This is a genomic window from Eubacterium sp. SB2, from assembly GCF_001244405.1.
Classification (GTDB): Bacteria; Bacillota; Clostridia; order Lachnospirales; family Lachnospiraceae; genus Faecalicatena; species Faecalicatena contortus_B.
This window is the reverse complement of sequence record NZ_LN865150.1, coordinates 287,609-309,685: the sequence shown is the minus strand read 5'-3', so window position 1 is coordinate 309,685 and position 22,077 is coordinate 287,609. Positions and strand designations below refer to the sequence as shown.

The following is a 22,077-nucleotide window of genomic DNA, read 5'->3' as shown; positions in this document are numbered from 1 at the left end:
TTAACACCTGCTCTTCTTGAATTCCTTTGCGGCCTCCACGATCTTATCAGCCAGCTCATCGGTAAGATCCCCGGTTTCTTCAATCTCTTTCCCGATTTCCGGGTATTGTGTGTCCATGAAGCTCAGCATATCCGCCTGAAATTGTTTCACATCAGCCTTTTTTACCCCGAGCAGCACCCGGTTCGTCGCCGCACATAGGGTAATCACTTTTTCATGCAGGCTCAGTGGCTGGCAAAGCGGCTGTTTCAACAGCTCCATCAGGCCGCTGCCATAATCCAGCTGCTCTTTCGTCGAATCATCCAGGTCGGAACTGAATTGGGTAAATATTTCCATTTCCCTAAACTGCGCCAGGTCGATCCGGATACTTCCCGACGCCTTTTTCATCGCCTTCGTCTGCGCGGCCCCGCCCACACGTGATACGGACAGTCCTACATTCACTGCCGGACGCATGCCGGAAAAGAACAAATCACTCTCCAGGAAAATCTGTCCGTCCGTAATGGAAATCACATTGGTCGGAATGTATGCGGATACATCCCCCGCCTGTGTCTCAATGATCGGAAGTGCCGTAATCGATCCGCCGCCGAGCTCGTCGTTCAGACGGCTGGAACGCTCCAACAGTCTGGAGTGCAGATAGAAAACATCCCCCGGATAGGCCTCACGTCCCGGCGAGCGTCCCAGCAGCAGGGATAAAGAACGGTACGCCACCGCATGTTTGGATAAATCATCATACACAATCAGCACGTCTCTGCCCTGATGCATAAAATGCTCCGCCATCGCGGTTCCCGCATAAGGCGCAATATACTGCAGCGGCGCACAGTCACTTGCCGTAGAGGCAACCACAATCGTATAATCCATAGCTCCGTTTGCGATCAGCGTATTCACTACTTTTGCAACCGTGGAGGCCTTCTGACCGATTGCTACATAGATACAGATTACGTCTTTCCCCTTTTGATTGATAATCGTGTCTAAAGCAATGGAAGTCTTTCCCGTCTGCCTGTCTCCGATAATCAATTCACGCTGCCCCCGCCCGATTGGAAACATCGCGTCAATAGCCAGGATTCCTGTCTCCAGCGGGACACTGACCGACTTCCTGTCAATAATACCGGGAGCCTCCTGTTCGATCGGCCTATAGTCATCTGCAGGAATCTCTCCCTTACCGTCAACCGGCACACCCAGCGCATCTACAACCCTGCCAATATATTTATCTCCAACCGGAACGCCGGCCCTTTTTTTCGTGCGTGTTACCTTTGTACCTTCTTTAATCCCCGTATCGTGCCCGAAAAGAATACATCCGATCACATCTCTCCGGATATCCTGCACCATACCTCTGATCCCATTATGAAAAGTCACGATCTCCCCATACATAGCATGGTTAATCCCATAAACCGTGGCGATTCCGTCGCCAACTGATATTACGGTGCCCACCTCGCTGTCATGGCTGGCTGCGTCAAAATTTTCTATCTCTTCTTTTAAAATAGAAATAATTTCATCTGAAATGATTACACTCACCCTATTCACCTCCTGGTCAATTTTTGTTCCAATCGATTCAGGCGTCCCTGCAGGCTCCAGTCAAATTCATCACAGCCCACGCGGAGCACAAAACCACCGAGCAGCGCTTTGTCCTGAATGATTTCAATATCTGCCTTTACCGCATCATATTTTTCACAAAGAAACGCCTTCATTTTATTCAGCTGTACCTCGCTTGGAGGTTCCACACACGTCAATACCGCTTTCAGGATCTTATTCTGTTCATCGCAATATTGATGATATGCCTTGAAAATATCCCCGATGAGATCCATTCTGTGGTGTCTGCATGCCACTTTTAGAAAATTTCTGATTTCCTCAGGAAATACACGGTCAATCACTTTGAACTTTTTCTCCTCACGGATCGTTGGATTCCTAAACACATCCCTCAGCTGAGGAACCTCTGCGAATATCTCTTCTGTTTTCTGTATGGCTTCCCTGTTCATATTCAGCTCATACAACACTTTTGCATACCTTATTCCGCAGTTTACTGCGGCCCCGCCCGCAGGGCATGAGTTACGGGACGCCCTCTGGGTATCCCCCATGCTGCAGACTGGCTGTTTTCCTGCATAAACAGCGTTCACCGTATGGTGTTCCCGGGTGTCCGTCACTGCCTTTTCCGGGCAGTTCTGACGGTTAGTGGTCTTCTGTGTCATCATGAGCGTCACCTACTTCTCCCAGAAACTGATTATATATCCCTTGATTTCCTTGATTCTCTGTCCTTTCACCTACGATCTTAGCTGCCGCCGTCATCGCAAGCCCCGCAATCTCTGACTGCAGCTCTTTCCTTGTCTGTTCCCGCTCAAGCATAATACTGGCCTTCGCGGAATCCAGCAAATCTCCGGCCTTGGTTCCGGCATCCTTCACAATACGCTCATACTCCGCTTTTGCCTGTACCTGAGCCTTCTCCACAATCTTCTCAGATTCTTGTCTGGCACAGGACAGAGCAGCTTCGTATTGGTTTTTAAGTTCCTCCGCCTCTTCCCTGGCACTGCTGGCCTGACTCAGGCCGTCCGCAATCATCCTTTCGCGCGCCTCTATCACATTCGTAACCGGTTTGATTAAAAACTTTTTCAACAAAAGATAAAGAACAACAAGGTTTATTATGGTAAAGAAAAGGTTCACATTTAATTGCAGCACCTGTTCCACCTGCCTTTCCTGTTATTTCAAAAGTATAATAATCAATAACCCGATAATAAAACCATAAATAGCTGTAGCCTCTGCCAGCGCACATCCAAGAATCAGCGTCTTGCTGATCTTGCCGTCAGCTTCCGGCTGTCTTGCGATTGCGTCTGCTGCCTTGCCCGTTGCAATGCCGATGCCAATTCCAGCTCCCACACCAGTTAAAACTGCAATACCTGCTCCAATAGCTATAATTGTTCCCATAGTACAAATCTCCTTTTTTCAAAATAATGTCTCTGTCCAGAACCATAAACAGTTACGAAATAATTCTGTCTTTTTTACTCCTGTTCCTCATTCATAAACAGTGCCGTCAGAAAGACAAACACATATGCCTGCAGCAGCCCGTCAAATATATCAAAATAAAAACTAAATGGTATTGGTACAATGACCGGTATAATCGCTTTTAAAAGTTCCATAATAACAAATGCACCCAGCACGTTACCAAACAACCGCATACAAAGAGACAACGGACGGATTACAATTTCCAGAACCATAATCGGTGCAACAATCGGCACCGGTTCGGCAAAATGTTTTACCCAATGCTTTACCCCATTTTTACGTATGCCTGAATATTCAATCAGGAACATGCTCATAATCGCGAGCGCTGCTGTCACATTCAAATCCTTAGTAGGCGGTTTAAATCCAAACAGACTGATCATATTGGAAACACCCAGATAGAGAATGATTGTGATCAAATAAGGAATATAACGCTTGTTTTCCTTCCCTATGATGCCCTCGAAGAAGTTCTGCGCCCAGCCGATAGCTGACTCCAGCACCAGCTGTTTCTTTCCCGGATTCTCGACCTTTAGATTCCGGACAAAGATAAATGACACCCCGACCAGGACGGCCATGATAATCCAGGTCACGACTACCGACTCCGCCACGCCGATTCCCCCGAATACCGGAATCGTAAACACGGTCTTGCAGTTCAGCTCTTCAAGCAGCTTCTCTGTCAAACTTTCCGTATCGCTCCCTCCCTTTCTTTTCATATTTTGCGTTTAAAATGGAGTTTCACTTACGAAACTCACGCCTGCGGCAGCTGCTTCTTACACCGCAGTGCGCACCCCGCCGGGAGAGCTTATTTATTTCATAAGATGCAGATCCTTTGAAATAAAAAAAGAACTTCAAAGCCGAAATTCCCTTCCCTCCACACCCTTCCAGGAGCACTTCCTCCTAAAAGTTAAACTAAAGATTACGCCCAAAGTTTTTGTTTGTCAACGATTTCAAAATGTCGGCATTTATCCTCCTTTTTTTAAAATTTTCATCAAATTTTCCAGTGATTTAATTCCCTGGTTTACGGATTTTTATTTAAATTTAATCTTTATTTTTGTACAATTTATATTTGTAAAAATTTGTTAAATACAAATTAACCAAACCGAAATGTTTCGAGACCTTCACATTTCGTCGTTTTAGCCATAAGTATGTCAATATTTTCACAAATGTTAAGGAAACTTTAGCAACTTCTTTATGATAAGCGGCCTTTTTATGCGCTTTATCACTGATCCGCCGCACGTCCCAAACCACCGAAAACGTTACTTCACCGGCTCCGATGCCGTGCAGCGAGGTGCACGGCACGGTCTGAACAGTAACCCGAAAACGTCTGAAAATATGCCTTCACAACGCGTGCATTTTTGGTTTATATCCTTTATAATTCATACTAAAGAGAACACAAAATCCCAGGAACTTCACATACATAGTTACTGTCCACGGGACCGTAAACAGTAACCATTTATTAAGGCCTGTGTTACAGAATGCACTTCTGTCATACAATAATTGTAAGAAAAACAGGTTCACCCCAGCAATACAACAGGAGGTCAACATGAAAAGACAGATTCCCGCTCCCAAAAAACTGAATCACTTTTTCCTTGCCTGCGGCCTCCTCATGTCTGTCAGCGAGCTTTGGAAACAATGGTATCTCACCTTCCGCCTCAATCATGGCGTCTATCAATGGTGGTACTTCCCATTTCAGCTTTGCAGCATAGCCATGTACCTCCTTCTGGTCATCCCTTGGCTCAAACCCTCCCGTTTCCGCCAGGCCCTGCTTTCCTTCCTGATGAACTACAGCCTCCTCGGGGGAATCGCCGTATTCGCCGACACAAGCGGCCTCCATTACGATGCCCCCCTCCTTACAATCCATTCCTACCTATGGCACATCCTCCTCATCGTCATAGGCCTGACCGCCGGGCTCTCATACACGAAAACTCCGGCGCCCCGGCGCCTGCGCCTGCGCCATTTCAGAGACGGCACCCTGCTCTACCTTATTTGCTGCGCAGCCGCCACACTCCTCAATCTCCTCCTGGATACCTTTGGAACCATTAACATGTTCTACATCAACCCCGACTACCTCATGCAGCAAATAGGCTTCTCCGCCCTGATCCCCTATATAGGAAACACTCCCGCGATCCTAATCTATATCCTGTCAACCATCCTGGGAGCCGCCATCCTGTTCCACATCTGGAGCCTTGCCGCATGTATCTGAAGCAGTACAAGGCGAAGAAACTGTTTGGAGCAATCGGGACAATTATCGATGGCTCAATAGCATATGTCGATTTGAATGGATTTGACGACTTTAGAAATTTAAGTTTATGGGGGCTGAAAATGAAAGTTATTGAAATAAAAGACAGAAATCCGATATTGGTACAACAGTTACTAGACGTGTGGGAAAGTGCTGTTAAGGCAATGCATCTCTGAACACATGGGTTTCAAAGTTTACAAAAGAACTGCAAATGACGAACAGGGAAATCCTTATCCCCTTTAATATATCAACAGACTGTAGATTCCAGTTTTTTACAAATTCTTAAGGCTGTCGAAAAAATAAACCGACAGCCCCCGAATGCCGGCGGTTCCATGCGGGAGTCCGTTTTGATATTAGAGAGAGTCAGCAGATGGCCTGCACCAAAGCCCCCGTCTGTATCCCAGCCCGAAGGTCATCCCCGGGCATCCTTACGGCAGGCTCCCTCCTCCCATATTCTTCGTAACGATTACGTCACTCTCCAGTCCGCAGACATTTTTTATGACTACCTGCCCGATCTCAACAGGCGCAGCCAGTGTGATTTTATTGATCTCCTCCATCACCCGGAAGAGCTCTTTTTTGGGGATTGCATTCGTTAGCCTCACGCTGCACAGCGGAAGCACCGCCCCCTCAATGCGCACAGAACTCGAAATCGTCCTGCGCGGGTCGATCAGTTCCTGGCGGACATAATCCACCCCCTTCTTGCATTTATTTCCGGTAATGCTGTATATCTTATCATCTTCATACTTAGCCTCGATCGTGCACCCGTTTGGGCAGACGATACAGACAAAGGTCCTACTGTTCATACACTGACACCTCGATTTTCTCCTTAGATATAATGTTACCGGCATCTACATCAAACTGTATCATCTCTGCCGGGATAGCAGTTGGCACAACCGTTGATCTTACAGTTGTATCCCCCTGGCTGACAACAACCCTGCACCTGCCCATAGGGCGTTTCACCCTCATGGACATCCTGAAGTTCTTCTCCCCGCTCACGCTCTGGGGGATGATGTGCCCGATGTTGCAGTCTGTTCCAATCTCTATATCACAGGGCGGAAGCCCCTCGCAGTTCAGATATTCTTCAACTCCGGCCGCCAGAGCCTCGGCCTCAAGAGATACAAAGTCTACCAGGTCGTGCACATGCAGGACATTTCCCGCCGCAAAAACACCCGGGACGTCTGTCTGGTAATTTTCATCCACAAATGCGCCCTTCGTCCGGCCATCCAGCGTGACTCCAGCCGCAAGAGACAGCTCATTTTCAGGAATCAGCCCGACCGACAATATCAGCGTATCACATGGGAAATCTTTTTCGGTTCCGGGAACCGGCTTCATATCCGTCCCCACCTCTGCCACCGTTACGCCCTCAATCCGTGTATCTCCTTTGATATTGATTACGGAATGACTGAGGTAAAGCGGGATGTTGTAGTCGTTCAGGCACTGCTCAATATTTCTGGGAAGGCCGCTTGGATACGGCAGCACTTCAAATACGGCCTTTACATGGGCTCCCTCCAGCGTCATCCGCCTTGCCATGATCAGCCCGATATCACCTGAACCCATGATGATCACTTCTTTTCCCACCATGGTATTGTACAAATTCATGTAGCTCTGCGCTACGCCGGCATTGTAAATGCCCGACGGTCTCTGGCCCGGGATCGCCAAAGCTCCCCGGGTGCGCTCCCGGCAACCCATGGTCAGAATGACCGCTCCTGCCTGTACCTGGATAAGCCCGTCCCTTGCAGCCGCCGTTACGATTTTGTCTCCCGTCAGGTCAATGACCGTTGCATTGGTGAGAACCTCGATCTGCAGTTCTTCAACCTCGTCAATAAATCTCTGGGAATATTCCGGTCCGCTCAGGGTCTGCCCAAAACGGGTCAGGCCGAATCCGTCATGAATGCACTGGCGGAGGATGCCTCCGGGCTGTTTCTCACGCTCGATGATTAAGATATCGTCCACTCCCCGTTTTTTCAGTTCCACAGCGGCGGCAAGCCCGGCCGGCCCGCCTCCTATAATCACAACATCGCGCTTGTGCATGTCATTTCACCTCCCCGGTAAACATATAGGCGCCCTTCTTATTCAGCAGTATTTCTGTCTTCTGCCTGCCCAGCTCCTCCTGGATTAACCGGGTCAGCCTCGTCTCACAGTAGCCGCCCTGGCATCGTCCCATCGTGGCTCTCGTCCGGTATTTGATTCCGCTGACGGTGGAAACGCCCAGCACATTATGAAGCGCCTGTTTCACCTCTGCCCTGGTAACGCATTCACATCTGCAGTATATCTCCCCGTAATCCGGGTCCTGCTCAATCAGCCGCTTTTTGCCTTCCTCATCCTGTTCCGAAAACTTCACGATCCCCCTGCGGATGGGGTTAAACTTCTCATTTACCAACAGTTCCTCCTGCTCCTTGATCTTTGCAGCCACCCTCCGCGCAATCGGAAGCGCACTGGTCAGCCCAGGCGAAGTAATAGCCAGCAGATTTACAGCATGGGGAACGCTTTTCTTTGTCTGAATCTGAAAGTCCAGCTCCCTATGGGTCGCCGGATCTTCTATAGTCGGAAACACCCCCACATAGTTGCGGATATAGTAATCCCGTTTCATCCGGGGGAACATTCTGGACCCCTGCTCAACCAAAACGTCTATCATCTTTTGCGTTGCCGCATAATCGACCTTCACACCGATCGTCTCGATGGTAGGACCTACCAGGACATTTCCATCAATCGTCGGAGTTACGTGGACATCAAATGCACCGTACTCATTGGGAGTCGGATACACCGGCAGAGACAGGTAATTTCCTGCTTTCTTATCCAGAATCTCGTACTCGCCTTTGACGCGGTTCGGTATATAGGATTCAAACCCAAGCATTTCAGAAATGCGGCAGGCATATAGCCCTGCACAGTTGATGACCCAGCGGCTGACAAATTCCCCGTCCTTCGTGAGGATGCGGTACACCCCCGTTTCCTCTCTCTCGATTCCTGTCACCTCGTGATCCAGATAATACGCTGCACCGTTTTCAACTGCATTTTCCGCTAATGCGATTGTATAGGTAAACGGACATAAAATACCTGCCGAAGGCACGTAAATGGCAAACTCGCCATCCACATTGGGATCCAGCCGTTTGATCTCATCACGGCCAATCATTCTGATTCCGGGTACCCCGTTATCAAGCCCGCGCTGATACAGACCTTCCAGCCGTTTCCTTTCCTCTTCGCCAAATCCAACAATCAGCTTTCCGCATCTTCGAAACGGTATGTCCAGTTCCCCGGCAACCCGCTCGAACTCCGCATTCCCCTCCATACAGCACTCCGTACGCAGGAGATTCTTTTCATTTAGTATACCTGAGTGCAGAAGTCCGGTATTGCGCCCGCTTACGCCATTGCAGACATCCAGCTCTTTTTCTAAAACACAAATCTTTAATTGATAGCGTGACAGTTCCCTGGCAACCGCACTTCCAATCACACCGCCGCCAATCACGGCAATATCATACTGTGTGTCCATAGTCATTCTCCACCTTCCGTATTCATGCAGCCGATCTGTATCGCCCCCATTGGGTAAATGGCAACCACCGGATTTTTCCCTGCATATTTTTCTTCCAGCCGTTTCCGTATGTCTTTCCACTCCCTGTTCAGGTCCGGTGTCTCATCTCTGTAAAACTGTCTGATATCGATAGAATTAACACCCTCGGAATAAATCAGGGTTTCTTTCCCTTTCAGTTCCGGAGGAGGCACATTATCGTCGTGCGGGGAAAACAGGCTCATTCCGGGGCCAAAAAGCGCGTGGAATCCCGCCCCTTCGCTTGCCGCCGTCACCGCAACCAGAGTGCTGTCAGGCTTTACGCACATTTCCTTGTAGTGTCCCAGGACAGCAAAACAAGTTCCGATCTGGGAGTACTCCGTGTCCTTGGGATAGGCAGAGAGGACCAGGATATCCGCATCCCTGACCAATTCCGTCTGCAGACATTCCATTGCCCGTCTGCATGCAGCCCGGTGTGCCTTTATGAAATGGCCTGCAAAAACATCTGCAACTCCCATCTTATCGTTGAGCACGACATTCACAATAAAGTCCAGCCCTACTTTGCTGACGATCCGCTCCATATTGGTGCGCATAGGATTGTCGGGATTGCATGTGCTGGTCTTAAATGACATGTTTTTACTCGCATCTTCATAGACAAGCATATGGTTGCTTTTCAGTGTCTCGATACCGCCGATTCCCGGGATGACCGCCTTGGCGCCCCCGGAGAACCCTGCAAGAGTATGGGGTACAATGCACCCAACGGCTATTCGCAGCTCAGCATCCACATAGTTTTTATTAATCTTTATCACCTGGTTGTCGTCCGGAATAGTTATCAGGTCTGTTGAGAATGGGAAGTGATTCAGTACCTGAACGTGATCCAGTACCCATTTTCCCACTTTGATCTCCATTTCCTGCTTTGTCATAGGGCGGTGTCCGCCGAGCGCAATCAAAACCTTAATATTACTGCCGTCCATACCTGCATCCAGCAGTTTCCGAATCACGAGCGGAAGCAAGAAAGCGCCCGGGGTGGGACGTGAAATATCATCAATAATGATACATGCACTCCTCTTCCCCGCAGCCAGAGTCTCCAGCCGCTCTGTCCCCACCGGATTGTCTATTCTAGCCAGAACGTCCCCGCTTGTCAGAGAGGGATGCTCCTGCATTCCCTGATAGTGGATCTCCCACTCGTCGGGAAAAGTTAGTTTTCTATAGGACTGTTCGTACCATTGCCCCCATGGGATCTTAAATTCCTGCATAATCTGTCCCTCCAAGATTTTATTGCCCTCCTAAGGAAGGGCCCTGTCGATTCCGCAGAGGGGTCAGACCCCTTTTCAAAGGGGTCTGACCCCATACCAGCTTATCCTTTCACCGCCCCCGAGGTAACCCCCTGTATGATATATTTCTGGAAAAATGTAAAAATCACAACCGGCGGGATAATCCCAATCAGGGAGGCAGCAGCCATGATATGCCAGCGGATTGTTGTATCGCTGAGCAGGCTGTATACCACCAGCGTCAAAGGATATTTATTTGCATCTGACAGCAGGAACAGCGGTACAACAAATTCATTATAACTGTTAATGAACACAAAGATTGCCCCCACCGCAATACCCGGTCCGCTGATCGGGAAAATGACGCGGGCCAGCAGCTGTATATAGCTGCAGCCATCCAGTGCCGCCGCCTCCTCCAGCTCTGCCGGCAGGGTTGAAAAATATCCGTGAAGGATAGTTACAACCAACGCCAGGTTGATGCCTGTAAGCACAAGAACCAGCGCCCCCCGGGAATTCAGAATGCCAAGCGACTGGAACATCCTGTATAAAGTAGGCAGGATAACAATCCCCGCCATCATCTGCGTCAGAAGCAGAACAAAAAGCATTCCCTGGCGCAGCTTGAAGCGGTATCTGGATAGCACATAAGCTGCCGGAATGGAGATCAGCGCCGTCAGAACCGTTGCACAGCACGCATAGAAAAAGCTGTTCAGCACATTGCCGGCGATCAATCTAAAGGCCGATGTAAAGTTGGACAGTTCAAAATAATGAGGTACCAGCTGCGCTTCCAGAAGGTGGGAATATGGAGTCAGCGACACGATCAGCGCTTCATAGATTGGGATCGCCGCAAACATACAGAATAAAATACAAAGGATAATCCGGAAAACTTTCCCGGCAATTGATTTATTATTTCTCATGCCGCATCCTCCCTTTCCATCAGTTTCCAGTAAAATACCGTAATAATTACCAGTACCAATATCGCGATCAATGACCATGCAGATGCTGTACCAAGGTTCTTCATACTGAACATCTCCTGATAGATGTGCATCGAAATGGTCTTGGTCGCATTGACCGGCCCGCCGCCCGTCATACCGAAAATGATATCAAATACAAGGAATGTCCAGACCGTCAGCACAATCAGAGTACTTCCTGTTATTGCCTTCAGATTAGGCATGGTAATATAACAGAATCTCTGCACCGGACCGGCGCCGTCAATACATGCCGCTTCATACTGTTCAGCCGGAATCGTCGTAAGCGCCGAATAATAATTCATAAACGCAAATGGCATGGCTCGCCAGATTCGGGCCAGGATGACGGAGGTGAGAGCCAGATCCAGGCCCAGGAAACTGATCGGCTCCTCAATCAGGCCTATATTTTTCAGAAGAACATTGATGATACCGAAGTCAGAATTATATACAAAACGCCAGCAAGAGGCAACTATAATCAAAGGAATAGCGTAGGGCAGCAGATTGAATGCCACGACTACTTTCTTTCCCGCAAAAGAACGGTTGCAGATCAATGCAACGGCAAGGCCCAGGATCATTGCGGGAATTACAGAACCAAACGTCCAGATTAACGTAGTTACAACAGTTTTCGGAATCTCATCCTTAATAATAGAAAAATTTCCAAAGCCTACAAACTGGCCTGCCGAAGCGCCGCTAAATCCCATAAAGGCGCTGGTACAGACCTTAAACAACGGGTATCCGTATATAAAAACCAACAGGACAATCAGCGGAAGAAGCGAACAGATGACTCTTTTTCTCTGGCTCTTTTTCAAACAGGGCGCCCCCTTTCTCGAAACAAATATTGCTGTTATCCAGGCCGGATACTCCGCCGGCCTGGATAATAGACTTATGTTTAACGCCTTAACCCTTATCTCTCAGCAAATCCCAGGTCTGATACTTTTAAGATCTTCCCCGTACCTTTCAGCAACCCCCTTGACTGATACGTGAGCTGCGGCACTGCAGATTTACTGGTTTCTTGAAGTGACGCCTTCTGCAGCCTCAGCTGCCGCTTTGAGCGCATCTTCCGCCCCCAGCTGGCCCAGTATGAGCTGCTGCCACACTTCTTCCAATGCCGTGTAGTAAGCCGCCGGCGTCGCACTGTCCTTTCCAATCATGCCGTACAGCTTATAATCCTGCGCTTCGTCGTAGAATACTTTCCAGAAATCATACTGGAATGAAGGGTTATCAAATTCCGACTCGTACAGAGGAGCAGAACCGTATGCCAGGTGGTGTTCGATAATTACTTCCGGGGACATCAGATATTCAATCAGTTTTGCAGATGCCTCTGCCGTCTCGTCACGCGTAGCAATCCAGCCATTGGTGCCCGCCCATGCAATTTCCTTGCCATTTGGAGCAAGCGGAATCTTAGCAATCCCGATCTTACTTTCATCCAGGTTTTCTCCAAATGCAGCCGTATATGCAGCAACACCCCACGGACCGTCTATCAGCATGCCGACTCCGCCGTCTCTTAACAACGGGCGTAATTCTCCCCGGCCATATTCGGTAGGTGAATCCTGAACATAAGGAACGAGCTGTTCCACAAATTTGACTGCTTCAAGGCCTTCATCCGTATCAAACAGCGGCATGCTCTTATCATCCAGGATCGGTGCATCGGTCGCTTGATTTATGAACATTCCAACAAATTCTTCCAGTACTTCAGCGCCGGTTATGGCGGGTACGCCGATACCGGGTACGCCGGCCTTTTCCTTAATGTCTTTTGCAGCTGCCAGAAGCTCATCCCACGTTGCTGGCGGTGCCTCCGGATCCAGGCCTGCGGCCTCAAATACCTCTTTATTATAGTAAAGTACCAATGTATCTACACTGCTTGGAACATAATATGTACCGTCAAGTCCGCTGGTATTTACCAGACTCCAGATGCTGTCGGGTATCTGGCTGAAAAAGTCTTCGCTCAGATAGTCATCGAGCTTCACCAGATGTTCATGCGCAGAGGAATCATTCATCTTATTGTCCCACCAGAAGATGACGTCAGGCTGGGTTCCCGCCTCAAAAGAGGTCGGATACTTCTGGATCCAGCCAGTCCAGGATTCATACATGATTTCCACATCAATATCCGGGTTGTCTTTTTCAAACTGTTCAATCGCCGGCTCCATAAAGGCTTCCACCTTTTCCTGGTCACCGGGCCTTAGAACTGTGATCTTTGTTTTGCCGTCAGTGGTTTCTGTTTCATCCGAAGCTTCCTTCGACGTATCTGCGCTGTTTGCAGCAGTATCCTTAGATGAACCGCAGCCCCACAGTGTCGTACTAAATACAAGGGTACACAATAAGATCAAACTAATTATTTTCTTTTTCATAACTCTATCCATTCCTTCCCGCTGAATTGCAGGCTTGTCAGAGCCTGCAATTCAGCAAAATCTCATCCACCTTTTTTAAGTTTCTCCACGTGAAAGCACCAGATCCTGTTCCTGGAGGCTAAGCAAGATACCCGTATTCCTTCAGAACTGCCTTAAGGGTCTCCATAACATCGGCCGGAAGCTCTGAAATAACCGGTTTGCGGCAGTATCCGGCATCTACGCCGCGGAGTTTAAGGCCTTCTTTAATAATCTGAAGCCAAGGCGTCGGCATGCCGTCTGCTGTCGGTTTCGTAAATAACGGAAGATAGGGGCGGATCTTTTCGAAGTGGGCAGTCATCGCTTCTTCCATCTTCCGCTCTTTTGCAAGGTTGAATACTTCCGTATTCTCCTTGGGGAAAAGGTTTCCTGTACCGCATACCCATCCGTCTGCCCAGCAGCTCACGCTTTCAACAGGGCATATATCGTAACCATAGAAGATCGCAAAATCATCGTCTGTAAGGTATCTCAGATCCTGTTGTCTGTACACATCCGCCTGACGCTCCTTCACCGCGTCGATAAAACCTTCGTTGTACAGTTTTGCCATAAATTCATCACTCATCAGGCAGGTTGAATAGTAGGGGTTGTGATATACCATAATCGGAATATCAATGGCTTTACGGATTGTCTCATAGTGCTTTAACAGTTCGTTCTCATTCGGAGCCATGTACCACGGTGTTACTGCCATAACGCCGTCTGCACCCGCTGCCTCGGCTGCCTGAGACATTTTAACCACGTCTTTTGTCCGGTATGCGCCGGTTGAGCAAACGACTTTAATCCTTCCGTCTGCGGCTTTCACCGCCGCATCATTCACTGCAATCTGCTCGTCAGGAGTCATCGCAACCATCTCGCCGGTACTGCCGGAGGGAATAATGCCGGTAACGCCATTGTCAGCCAGAAAATCCGTGCATTCTTTGATTCCTGCAAAGTTGATAGATTCATCTTCATGAAAAGGTGTCACCATTGGGATATAGATGCCGTTCAGTTTTTCTTTTGCCATTGTTCTCGTTCTCCTTTACTCTAAAAATTATAATTGATTAGATTTAAAATAGTCATTCCAATATGTAAAATATGGTCTTATTCCATTTAGAATGATTTTCTTGATTCTCATTCCCGTGGAATTATTCCATTTTTCGGAATGGCTATTCCGTAACTTCAATATACAACGATTTTTATGGTCTGTCAACTACATTTTTATACTTTTTATATTTTAAATTTTTCATTATATTTTTAGATATTTTTGATTATATTCCATAATTATAGTTTTTATTTTAATTTAATTTATTTAACCCAATTAATATCACTAAATTATTGTTGTCCGCTCACATAGGTATAACGCGTCCCCTCAGGGATTTTATTTTTTCGGAATAAGTATTCCATCTAATTCTCCCATTTTCTTTCAACATATTGACATACATTTTTTAAAATGGTATAAATGTAGTATATATTCGCTTTACACTATGATGAAATAAATATTCCAATAATAACTTGCCGGATGGAACACTTGATATCCCTTTAGCAAGATATCATAGTATATAGTAAGGAGGTACGCATCATGGAAAAACAAAACGTAGAAACCATCAAGATGGTGGACCGTGCCTTAGAGGTACTGGACATCCTCCGCAAGGAACGCTCTCCGCTTGGAGTGAACGAGATTGCAAAAAGCTGTGAGCTTAATCCGTCAACTGCTTTCCGCATTTTAAAGACTTTAGAAGTAAATGGCTGGGTATACCAGTGTAACGATGGGCGTTACATAACCGGCCAGAAGATCAGTTTTGTCATCGAGAAAAATAACCTCTATCTGGCCTTAAAGGAAGTGGCGGAACTGACTATGATCCGCTGCACAGCAGAACACGGCCAGCCCATGAATCTGATCGTACGCGAAGGGCACCGCTGCTACGTACTGCAGCAGTCCCGCACTAAGAGCATTGTAAACTATGTACCGGCATTGTACTCCGAGCTTCCCTTTTACGCATGTGCGGGAGGAAAGGTTCTAATGTCCGAGCTGCCGATCAGCCTGGTAGAAAAGCTGGTCGATTCCTGCGATATGGAACCGCTCACCCCTTATACCATCATTGATCCGGACGAATTCTGGCTGGAAGTCCGAAAGACCGCAAAGAGAGGATATGCCTTTGACCACAGAGAGTCCTCTGATAAAGGCAGCTGCATATCCGTCCCTGTCCGGGACAGTGAAGGAAATATCATAGCTGCACTGTCATTCAGCGGATTTGTCGGTATAAAAGACACCGACGAACTGCTGCCCTATCTGCCGGTACTCAAAGAAGCATCCGAAGAAATTACCCGTAACCTATTCCAATGCTGGGGCAGGTAAGCCCGCAGCGTATCGTACGATTTCTAACTGCGGAAAAGCCGCACCTTATGGTATCTTCCATAAGATGCGGCTTTTCCGCGTTTAAATATGACAGGCCGGACAGCCTGTTTTTGATAACAAACCAGGCCATCCTGAACTGTTACAGTTTTGAGAATCCGTATTATTTTACCCCGGAGTTCTCCGTCCGGTCTGTTTTGCCGGGACGTTCCTGTTGTTCCTGTTCATGCTCCTGCTGTTCCTGCTCCTTCTCGTCCTGCGCTTCCACGATTTTGAGGAAGTCCCGTTCCTCCTTCTTTTTCCGTGGAACGAATCGTCCTACCATCCGTCCTCTTCCCCTATTTTTCACATAGAAGTAACCGATGACAGAGAATACTACTGCCCCGATAAAATTTACCATCAGGTCTTTCATGGTATCGATCAGGCCAATATCCAGATAGCCTCCCAGGCCGAGATCCTTCCCCTGGACAGCGACACTGGTAATATTTCCAATCTCAGCAACATTATTACCGCCTGCCGGATCCAGCATAACCGATCGGATGGTATGAATAATCGTATCCTTCTGCATGTCAAACCCCAGAATATGGTCCATGCCAAATTCAAAAAATTCCCAGATGACCCCGATCGTCATAGAAAAGCAAAAAGCCACAATGGCTGTGAACAGCGGCGACAGTTTGAACACCATTTTTTCACTGCGGTTGAGGAGATCCACTAACGAAAATCCAATTGCCGCCGCAAGAAATCCGTTCAGCGTATGCAGGACGGTATCCCAGAAAGGAAATACGATATAGAACTCCCGTATCTCACCCAGAATTTCCGCAGCAAATATAAAAACAAGAATAATAATCTCGAGAGTAGTCGGCAGTTCTATCTTCATCGTCACCTGGACCAGGCTGGGGATAACCAGAAGCAGCAGCGTGAGGATACATAGAAACACATTCTCATAATTCTTATTAAATATCTGCAGAATCATCACTATAATCACAAGCAGACGCAGCACAAAATATACCATAAAAGAACTTTTGTGCTCCCTCAGTTCCATACTTAACGCCTTCCACATATTGCGGAAGCGGTGTTTTTCCTTCTTGTCCCCCATATTACCATCATCCCTTCACAATCATTCTCCAGTGTGCATCACTTACAGCCTATCTATTACATTTCCTCATTATATGAAGAAACTTACAGAAATGCAAGTGATATCTTAGAGAACAGACTGTTATATTTCACACCCCAGCCAACATCTAAATCGGGATTTAGTCGGCAAGCTTTAGACTTGTCGACGGACGGGGACGCTTCATGACAGGGAGGCCGGGGAGGTGCCGGGGCTGTATATGCCGTTGCGATATGCACCCATGCTGCTAAGTGATTCTAGAACACCCGATGCCGGATAGGCGGGTACGCTGAACACATCACGGGAAATCTGATGATTTCCCGCGCTGGGTTCAGCAACAACTTGATTTGGAGATCAAGTTGTTCCCCGCCTATCCGGCATCGGCTGTTCAAGAATCACTAAGCGCACTCCAGCATTTCGCAACGGCATATACAGCCCCAGCACCTCCCCGGCCTCCCTGTCATAAAGCTGGCTCATCCAATCGGCAGGAAAGCTCGCCAACCGGGTGGGATCCCGGACCAGGGCAGCGGATGTGGATTGGCTATGCGTGTCTTTTCATCTTCAAGATGCGTATTGAATTATTTTGATACCGGAAGCGTATCCCCTTGCTTTTTACACCTACTGGGGACATAAAAGTGCCACCAATTCTATATCCATACGCTGCCCCCGTTTGAGGCCCCTCCTTAGAAACGAGCTTTTTCCTGCCGGTTGGATGCGCCAGCTCCATGAAGGGATAGCCGAAAACCTCCCGGAGAACATCCATGTCCTTTCAAAAACGCTCAAAGCGGACCTTAGAAATTCTTGGTGGGAAACAGCCCTGAAAATGGAGAGATTTTTGGATTCCGAATCCAAAAATCAGCTGACCCAGCGCGAGAAATCATCGGATTTCTCGTGATGTGTCAGTGGTGCTCCATTTTCAGGGCTGTTTCCCGCCTAGAATTTCTTAGGCCCGCGGCCGCATTTTTGAAAGGACATGGATGTTCTCCGGGAGGTTTTCGGCTATCCCTTCATGGAGCGTCCCCATCCGCCCCGCGACTAAAGCTAGTACTAATGCATCATCTCTTTTTTATCTTATCCATATACTCCTTCGGGCAGATACCCGTCACCGACCTGAAGATACGGCTAAAATAAAACTGATCCGTATATCCGCACCGTTCTGCGATATCCTTTACGTAACCATCCGGATCCTGCTGCATAATCTGCTTTGCCTTCTCTATCCGAATCTCTGTCAGATAATTACTGAAGGAAGTTTCTTTATATGAGCGGAACATTCTGCTTAATGAAGTCTGGGAAACACCAAATTCTCTGCAGACCTCTCCTAAGGTGACAGCTTCTTGGATATGCTTATTTAAAAAAGACAAAATGGAATTAAAAAACTGTTCTCTGTTATCCCCCCTCTCCTTACCTGCCTGTGAGGTATACTGCTGAATGAGCAGCATGATACTATCTTCAAGTTCCTGCGTATCTACAGCATAATAGAACACGTCATCAACCATGAACTCGATCTCGGAAGTATTCATTTTAAGCGGACAGGAGTTCTGAAGCAGCCGCATAATATATTTTACCTCCGATTCTACATATAACTGGCTGTAACCACCATCCCTCCAAATCAAAAATATGTTATGCAGCTCTGGCAAAAGCTTGTCATTGTCTTGGTAATGAATCAAACGTTCAATGCGTTCCAACAGTTCTTTTTCTTTTTGGCTTTTATTTATAGAAAGTACCTGTCCATCGAGTGTAATAAGTTGGCTCTTCCCAATTACAATCGTCTCATCGAGCTTTCTGTAAAGTTTTTGTGCTGTTTCAGGCAACTGCCCTATTGGTATTTGCTTCCCACAGAATACGCCCGTCACATACGCTCCCCTCTTTTGCTTTTGCTCACGCTTGAAAAGCTTCTTGGCGAAACTGCTGAATGACTCCTGATATAGCAGCTCCTCTGGTATCAGATAAAGCGCTTCCATCTCATCTCTTCCATATAGGTAAATCTTTTCCTCCTCCATAGAAAAAATCTCTACACCGTTTTTTTTGGCAAACCTGCTCGGCAGTCCATTCCAACGGAAAATTGCAGTATAATAGTTTGAAGCCGGAAAATAACGCTCCAATTTACTATCTTTTCGCAGCTCTTTTTCATGGCATAAGGATTTTAGAATCTCATTTCTTCTTTCATAATAAAGAGCGTTCAGTTTCAATTCCATTCTATCCATCAGGTTCTTCATGTCAGATGGAACCAGGGGTTTCAAAAGATAATCACAAACACCTGACCGGAGTGCGCTCTTGGCATATTCAAACTCAGAATAGCCGCTGACAATCACGGATAGTATTTCAGGATATTCTTTTTTCACCTGGGATACCAGTTCAATTCCATCCATAACCGGCATGCGGATATCGGTAATTAACATATCCGGCTGTTCACTGCTGATAATTTCCAGGGCCTGTTTCCCATTTTCTGCTGTATTCATAATCTCAAACTGAGGACACTTTTTCTTTAGAATCAAGCAGACATGGTTCAGGCCGGTCGGCTCATCATCTACTACTAATATTTTATACACTTTCCTCCTCCTCTTCTACACCGATTATCACATCCGTTCCGCCTGCTTCGTTCGATTCAATCCGAAATATTAATTTATCTGTATAAAGCAAGTACAGCCTTGCATATGTATTAACTAAGCCCATTCCGCCAATCTCCAGTTCCACATTCGTTCTGTCGTTTGTCAGTTTTTTCCTGACAGACTCCATAGACTCTTCGACCTTCTCCAAAACGCCTTTCGATATACCACATCCGTTATCATGTATTCTGATATACCAGCTGTCCCGAATATGGTATCCGCTTATCGACACTTCCATAATGTCCTCACTCTTTTCATACCCATGGACCGCAGCGTTTTCTACAATTTGCTGCAGCACAATCTTAGGCAGTCTTTTTTCTCTGATATCGTCATCTTCATGTATTTCATAAGAAAGCCTGTAATCGTATCTGTATTTCAACAGCTTTAGATAAGATTTCGTAGATTCCAATTCTTCTGCTACAGTTGCATACTTAGCTTTTGTATTTGTAGCATATCTGAGCATGCCCGCCAGCTCCCCGCATATATCGCAGATAACCTCATCATCCGCCATGATTCCTCTGCCCGATATTACATTCAGCACATTATATAAAAAATGTGGGTTAACCTGCGCCTGGAGCAGGTCAAACTGTGCCTGCAGCTGCAGCAGCGACAGTCTTTTTTCCTTCAGAATAGATTCGTTCAGTCGCTCCATGACCTCCCTGTAAGCAACATATAAAGACTCGATCTCATCATTTGAAATCTTCTCCGGAATCTCCGCTTCCAAATTGCCTAAATGAGTTGTCTCCATGAAGTGCTGAAGCTGCCGGATTGGTTTTGTTAGCTGACGTGATGTCAGATAGACATAGCCTAATGATATCATCCACAACCCCACCAGAAGAAGTATGCTTACCGGAAGAACCGCTGCCGCAGCGTTCTTCGCAATATCTGTATCTGCAATAGTCAGCAATATAATATCCTGTGTTTCTGATTCCTGTCTCAGACATAACACTTCCTCTCCATTTTCCGACCGAATCTCCTGAATGCCCTCTCCAGAATCTTCTATCTGGCTCAGGTAATGCCCCGCATCTGTTGACTCATCTCCGGCATATAAAAGATCGCCCTTCTTTGTCACAAATAGATAACGGATGGCCTCGTCCTGATCTGCAATCATTTCGTCTAATGCCTTTTTACTCTGCTGTACCTCCACATATCCCATGTCCATTCCCTGTATTTCTTTGACAACCGAAATCACCATCGGCTTTTTCCTGCTGCCCCAGTCATCCTCATGAAGTCCCAGTATGATGTCTTTCCCGCCCTTTTCGCTTACTTCTTCCTTCCATGGGTAAGTTTCATAAGACGCCTTTATGTCCGGGGCCATTCCCGTATAATTTGTATTTGAGATCACATTTCCATTTTTATTAAAAACAATCACACGATAATACTCATCCATCAAATAGTAAGTGGACAGCTTTGAACGGATAATGCTGGAAACAGTGTCAAAATACATTTCCTCATAGGTATCAGCCTCAAGATCTGAGAACCCCTGAAGCGCATCCAGTATACTGACGTCTGAAAGGAAGTACGTAATGACACCTTCCATACCTGATATTAAGGTTTCCATCTGCTGAAGTTTTACATTAGATACCGTACTGATATTGGTATACTCACGCTCTTTGTACTGGCGTACATTTAAAGCATAGTACACACTGCCGAAAATGCCTGTTACAATAACAGAAAACAGCATATAAACAAGAATAATCTTCTTTTGAAATTTCATAAACCAGTCCTCTCTGACTTTCACCACGGAGGCATCATGACCGCAAGCGGTCACGATACCTCCGGAGGATATTTTAATTCAAAAAAACCGGACATAACAACTATACGGCTAAAAGACGGTCTGGCAACCGTCTTTTTGTGCACTACCCCTTCACCGCCCCGGCAACCATTCCGTCAACAATCCTCTTATTAAAAAAGATAAATAAAATCAACATAGGTACCGTTATCAGAATAACATCTGCAAACAATAGATTATAAGAGCTTGCATACTGCCCCATAAAATTATAAAGCGTCAGCTGTACCGTCGCGTTTTCCGCCCCCGGCAGGAAATACAGCGGATTTGTAAAATCATTGAAAATTGTGACTGCATTTAATATGATAACCGTCGATGTCACAGGCTTGAGAAGCGGGAAGATAATCTTTGTAAAAGTCTTCCATCTGGAGCATCCATCTATATAGCCTGCCTCTTCCAGTTCTACAGGGATGGAGCTCATGAATCCTCTGTACAGCATAACAGTAAACGGAATATGTAATGCAGTTTCTATCAAAATCATCCCTGTCAGTGTTTTGTACAAATGAATTCTCTGCAGCACCCAAATTGTAGGTAAAATTGCGGCTGGGACCATCAGCCCTGTCATAATCAACGCATTGGATATTCCCATAATCCGGTCTTTCCTTCTTTGAATTACATAACCGCCCATTGAACCGACAATCACTAATATCATAACAGAGCCTAATACAATCATTCCACTGTTTTTAAAAGCAGTTACAATCTGGTAATTATTCGCACGGAATACTTCCAGAAAGTTTTCCCAGTGTAAATTCTGTGGCAGGCTGATGTTCAAAAGGTTAGCCTCCCGCCTCTCCTTTAAGGCATTTACCAGCATAAACGCAAAGGGCACAATAAATACAATAACTGCCATCAGAATTCCCAGTACATCTCCCAGAATATAAATTCTCTTTTTTCTCTTCATA

At 46.8% G+C, this 22,077-nt stretch carries 20 protein-coding genes; 3 read left to right on the top strand and 17 right to left on the bottom strand.

Going from position 1 to position 22,077, the window contains the following annotated elements:
• The 5 genes from atpA to BN1938_RS04625 all read right to left on the bottom strand — a co-directional run bounded on the left by atpA (nucleotide 1) and on the right by BN1938_RS04625 (nucleotide 3,695).
• Nucleotides 1-1,518, bottom strand: coding sequence for a F0F1 ATP synthase subunit alpha (gene atpA, locus BN1938_RS04645; RefSeq protein ID WP_050639478.1), 1,518 nt, complete (start codon nucleotides 1,516-1,518; stop codon nucleotides 1-3).
• Nucleotides 1,515-2,183 (bottom strand): ATP synthase F1 subunit delta, encoded by a 669-nt coding sequence (gene atpH / locus BN1938_RS04640; RefSeq protein WP_330581540.1) that lies wholly within the window; start codon nucleotides 2,181-2,183, stop codon nucleotides 1,515-1,517. The genes atpA and atpH overlap by 4 nt, the downstream gene beginning before the upstream one ends.
• Nucleotides 2,161-2,664: a F0F1 ATP synthase subunit B gene (gene atpF, locus BN1938_RS04635; RefSeq protein ID WP_050639517.1), complete on the bottom strand. Its 504-nt coding sequence runs from the start codon at nucleotides 2,662-2,664 to the stop codon at nucleotides 2,161-2,163. Before atpF ends, atpH begins: the two co-directional genes overlap by 23 nt.
• A 21-nt stretch (nucleotides 2,665-2,685) precedes the next feature.
• A complete protein-coding gene (gene atpE, locus BN1938_RS04630; RefSeq protein ID WP_025654373.1) occupies nucleotides 2,686-2,910 on the bottom strand; it encodes an ATP synthase F0 subunit C in 225 nt (74 codons plus the stop codon).
• Nucleotides 2,911-2,984: 74 nt separating this feature from the next.
• Entirely contained in the window at nucleotides 2,985-3,695 is a 711-nt protein-coding gene (locus BN1938_RS04625) for a F0F1 ATP synthase subunit A (protein ID WP_050639477.1), read from the bottom strand.
• A gap of 830 nt (nucleotides 3,696-4,525) precedes the next feature.
• On the opposite strand from BN1938_RS04625, the gene BN1938_RS22955 reads away from it, so the two are divergent.
• Nucleotides 4,526-5,185: a TMEM164 family acyltransferase gene (locus BN1938_RS22955; protein WP_082202793.1), complete on the top strand. Its 660-nt coding sequence runs from the start codon at nucleotides 4,526-4,528 to the stop codon at nucleotides 5,183-5,185.
• Nucleotides 5,176-5,397: a hypothetical protein gene (locus tag BN1938_RS24170; protein WP_050639475.1), complete on the top strand. Its 222-nt coding sequence runs from the start codon at nucleotides 5,176-5,178 to the stop codon at nucleotides 5,395-5,397. Before BN1938_RS22955 ends, BN1938_RS24170 begins: the two co-directional genes overlap by 10 nt.
• A gap of 252 nt (nucleotides 5,398-5,649) precedes the next feature.
• Here BN1938_RS24170 and BN1938_RS04610 read toward each other — a convergent pair whose 3' ends face one another.
• The 8 genes from BN1938_RS04610 to BN1938_RS04570 form a co-directional block, all read right to left on the bottom strand.
• A complete protein-coding gene (locus tag BN1938_RS04610; RefSeq protein ID WP_050639474.1) occupies nucleotides 5,650-6,024 on the bottom strand; it encodes a DUF1667 domain-containing protein in 375 nt (124 codons plus the stop codon).
• Nucleotides 6,014-7,252, bottom strand: coding sequence for an NAD(P)/FAD-dependent oxidoreductase (locus tag BN1938_RS04605; protein WP_050639473.1), 1,239 nt, complete (start codon nucleotides 7,250-7,252; stop codon nucleotides 6,014-6,016). The genes BN1938_RS04610 and BN1938_RS04605 overlap by 11 nt, the downstream gene beginning before the upstream one ends.
• A gap of 1 nt (nucleotide 7,253) precedes the next feature.
• Nucleotides 7,254-8,708, bottom strand: coding sequence for an NAD(P)/FAD-dependent oxidoreductase (locus BN1938_RS04600; protein ID WP_050639472.1), 1,455 nt, complete (start codon nucleotides 8,706-8,708; stop codon nucleotides 7,254-7,256).
• Nucleotides 8,709-8,710: 2 nt separating this feature from the next.
• Nucleotides 8,711-9,979 (bottom strand): lactate racemase domain-containing protein, encoded by a 1,269-nt coding sequence (locus BN1938_RS04595; protein WP_148487124.1) that lies wholly within the window; start codon nucleotides 9,977-9,979, stop codon nucleotides 8,711-8,713.
• 101 nt (nucleotides 9,980-10,080) lie between these two features.
• On the bottom strand, nucleotides 10,081-10,905 hold the full coding sequence (locus BN1938_RS04590; RefSeq protein ID WP_050639470.1) for a carbohydrate ABC transporter permease: 825 nt from the start codon (nucleotides 10,903-10,905) through the stop codon (nucleotides 10,081-10,083).
• Nucleotides 10,902-11,765: a carbohydrate ABC transporter permease gene (locus BN1938_RS04585; RefSeq protein ID WP_050639469.1), complete on the bottom strand. Its 864-nt coding sequence runs from the start codon at nucleotides 11,763-11,765 to the stop codon at nucleotides 10,902-10,904. The genes BN1938_RS04590 and BN1938_RS04585 overlap by 4 nt, the downstream gene beginning before the upstream one ends.
• Nucleotides 11,766-11,957: 192 nt before the next feature.
• Nucleotides 11,958-13,304 (bottom strand): ABC transporter substrate-binding protein, encoded by a 1,347-nt coding sequence (locus BN1938_RS04575; protein ID WP_050639467.1) that lies wholly within the window; start codon nucleotides 13,302-13,304, stop codon nucleotides 11,958-11,960.
• 118 nt (nucleotides 13,305-13,422) lie between these two features.
• Entirely contained in the window at nucleotides 13,423-14,340 is a 918-nt protein-coding gene (locus BN1938_RS04570; protein ID WP_050639466.1) for a dihydrodipicolinate synthase family protein, read from the bottom strand.
• Between the two features lie 555 nt (nucleotides 14,341-14,895).
• Here BN1938_RS04570 and BN1938_RS04565 point away from each other — a divergent pair.
• Nucleotides 14,896-15,672: an IclR family transcriptional regulator gene (locus tag BN1938_RS04565; protein ID WP_050639465.1), complete on the top strand. Its 777-nt coding sequence runs from the start codon at nucleotides 14,896-14,898 to the stop codon at nucleotides 15,670-15,672.
• 160 nt (nucleotides 15,673-15,832) lie between these two features.
• Here the strand turns inward: BN1938_RS04565 and BN1938_RS04560 are convergent, their stop codons facing one another.
• The 4 genes from BN1938_RS04560 to BN1938_RS04540 form a co-directional block, all read right to left on the bottom strand.
• A complete protein-coding gene (locus tag BN1938_RS04560) occupies nucleotides 15,833-16,765 on the bottom strand; it encodes a DUF2238 domain-containing protein (RefSeq protein ID WP_050639464.1) in 933 nt (310 codons plus the stop codon).
• A 1,070-nt stretch (nucleotides 16,766-17,835) separates the two neighbouring features.
• A complete protein-coding gene (locus tag BN1938_RS04550) occupies nucleotides 17,836-19,329 on the bottom strand; it encodes a response regulator (RefSeq protein WP_050639462.1) in 1,494 nt (497 codons plus the stop codon).
• Nucleotides 19,322-21,103: a sensor histidine kinase gene (locus tag BN1938_RS04545; RefSeq protein WP_148487122.1), complete on the bottom strand. Its 1,782-nt coding sequence runs from the start codon at nucleotides 21,101-21,103 to the stop codon at nucleotides 19,322-19,324. Before BN1938_RS04545 ends, BN1938_RS04550 begins: the two co-directional genes overlap by 8 nt.
• Before the next feature lie 142 nt (nucleotides 21,104-21,245).
• Nucleotides 21,246-22,076, bottom strand: a complete 831-nt coding sequence (locus BN1938_RS04540) for a carbohydrate ABC transporter permease (protein WP_050639460.1) — start codon at nucleotides 22,074-22,076, stop codon at nucleotides 21,246-21,248.
• Between the last annotated feature and the right edge of the window lies 1 nt (nucleotide 22,077).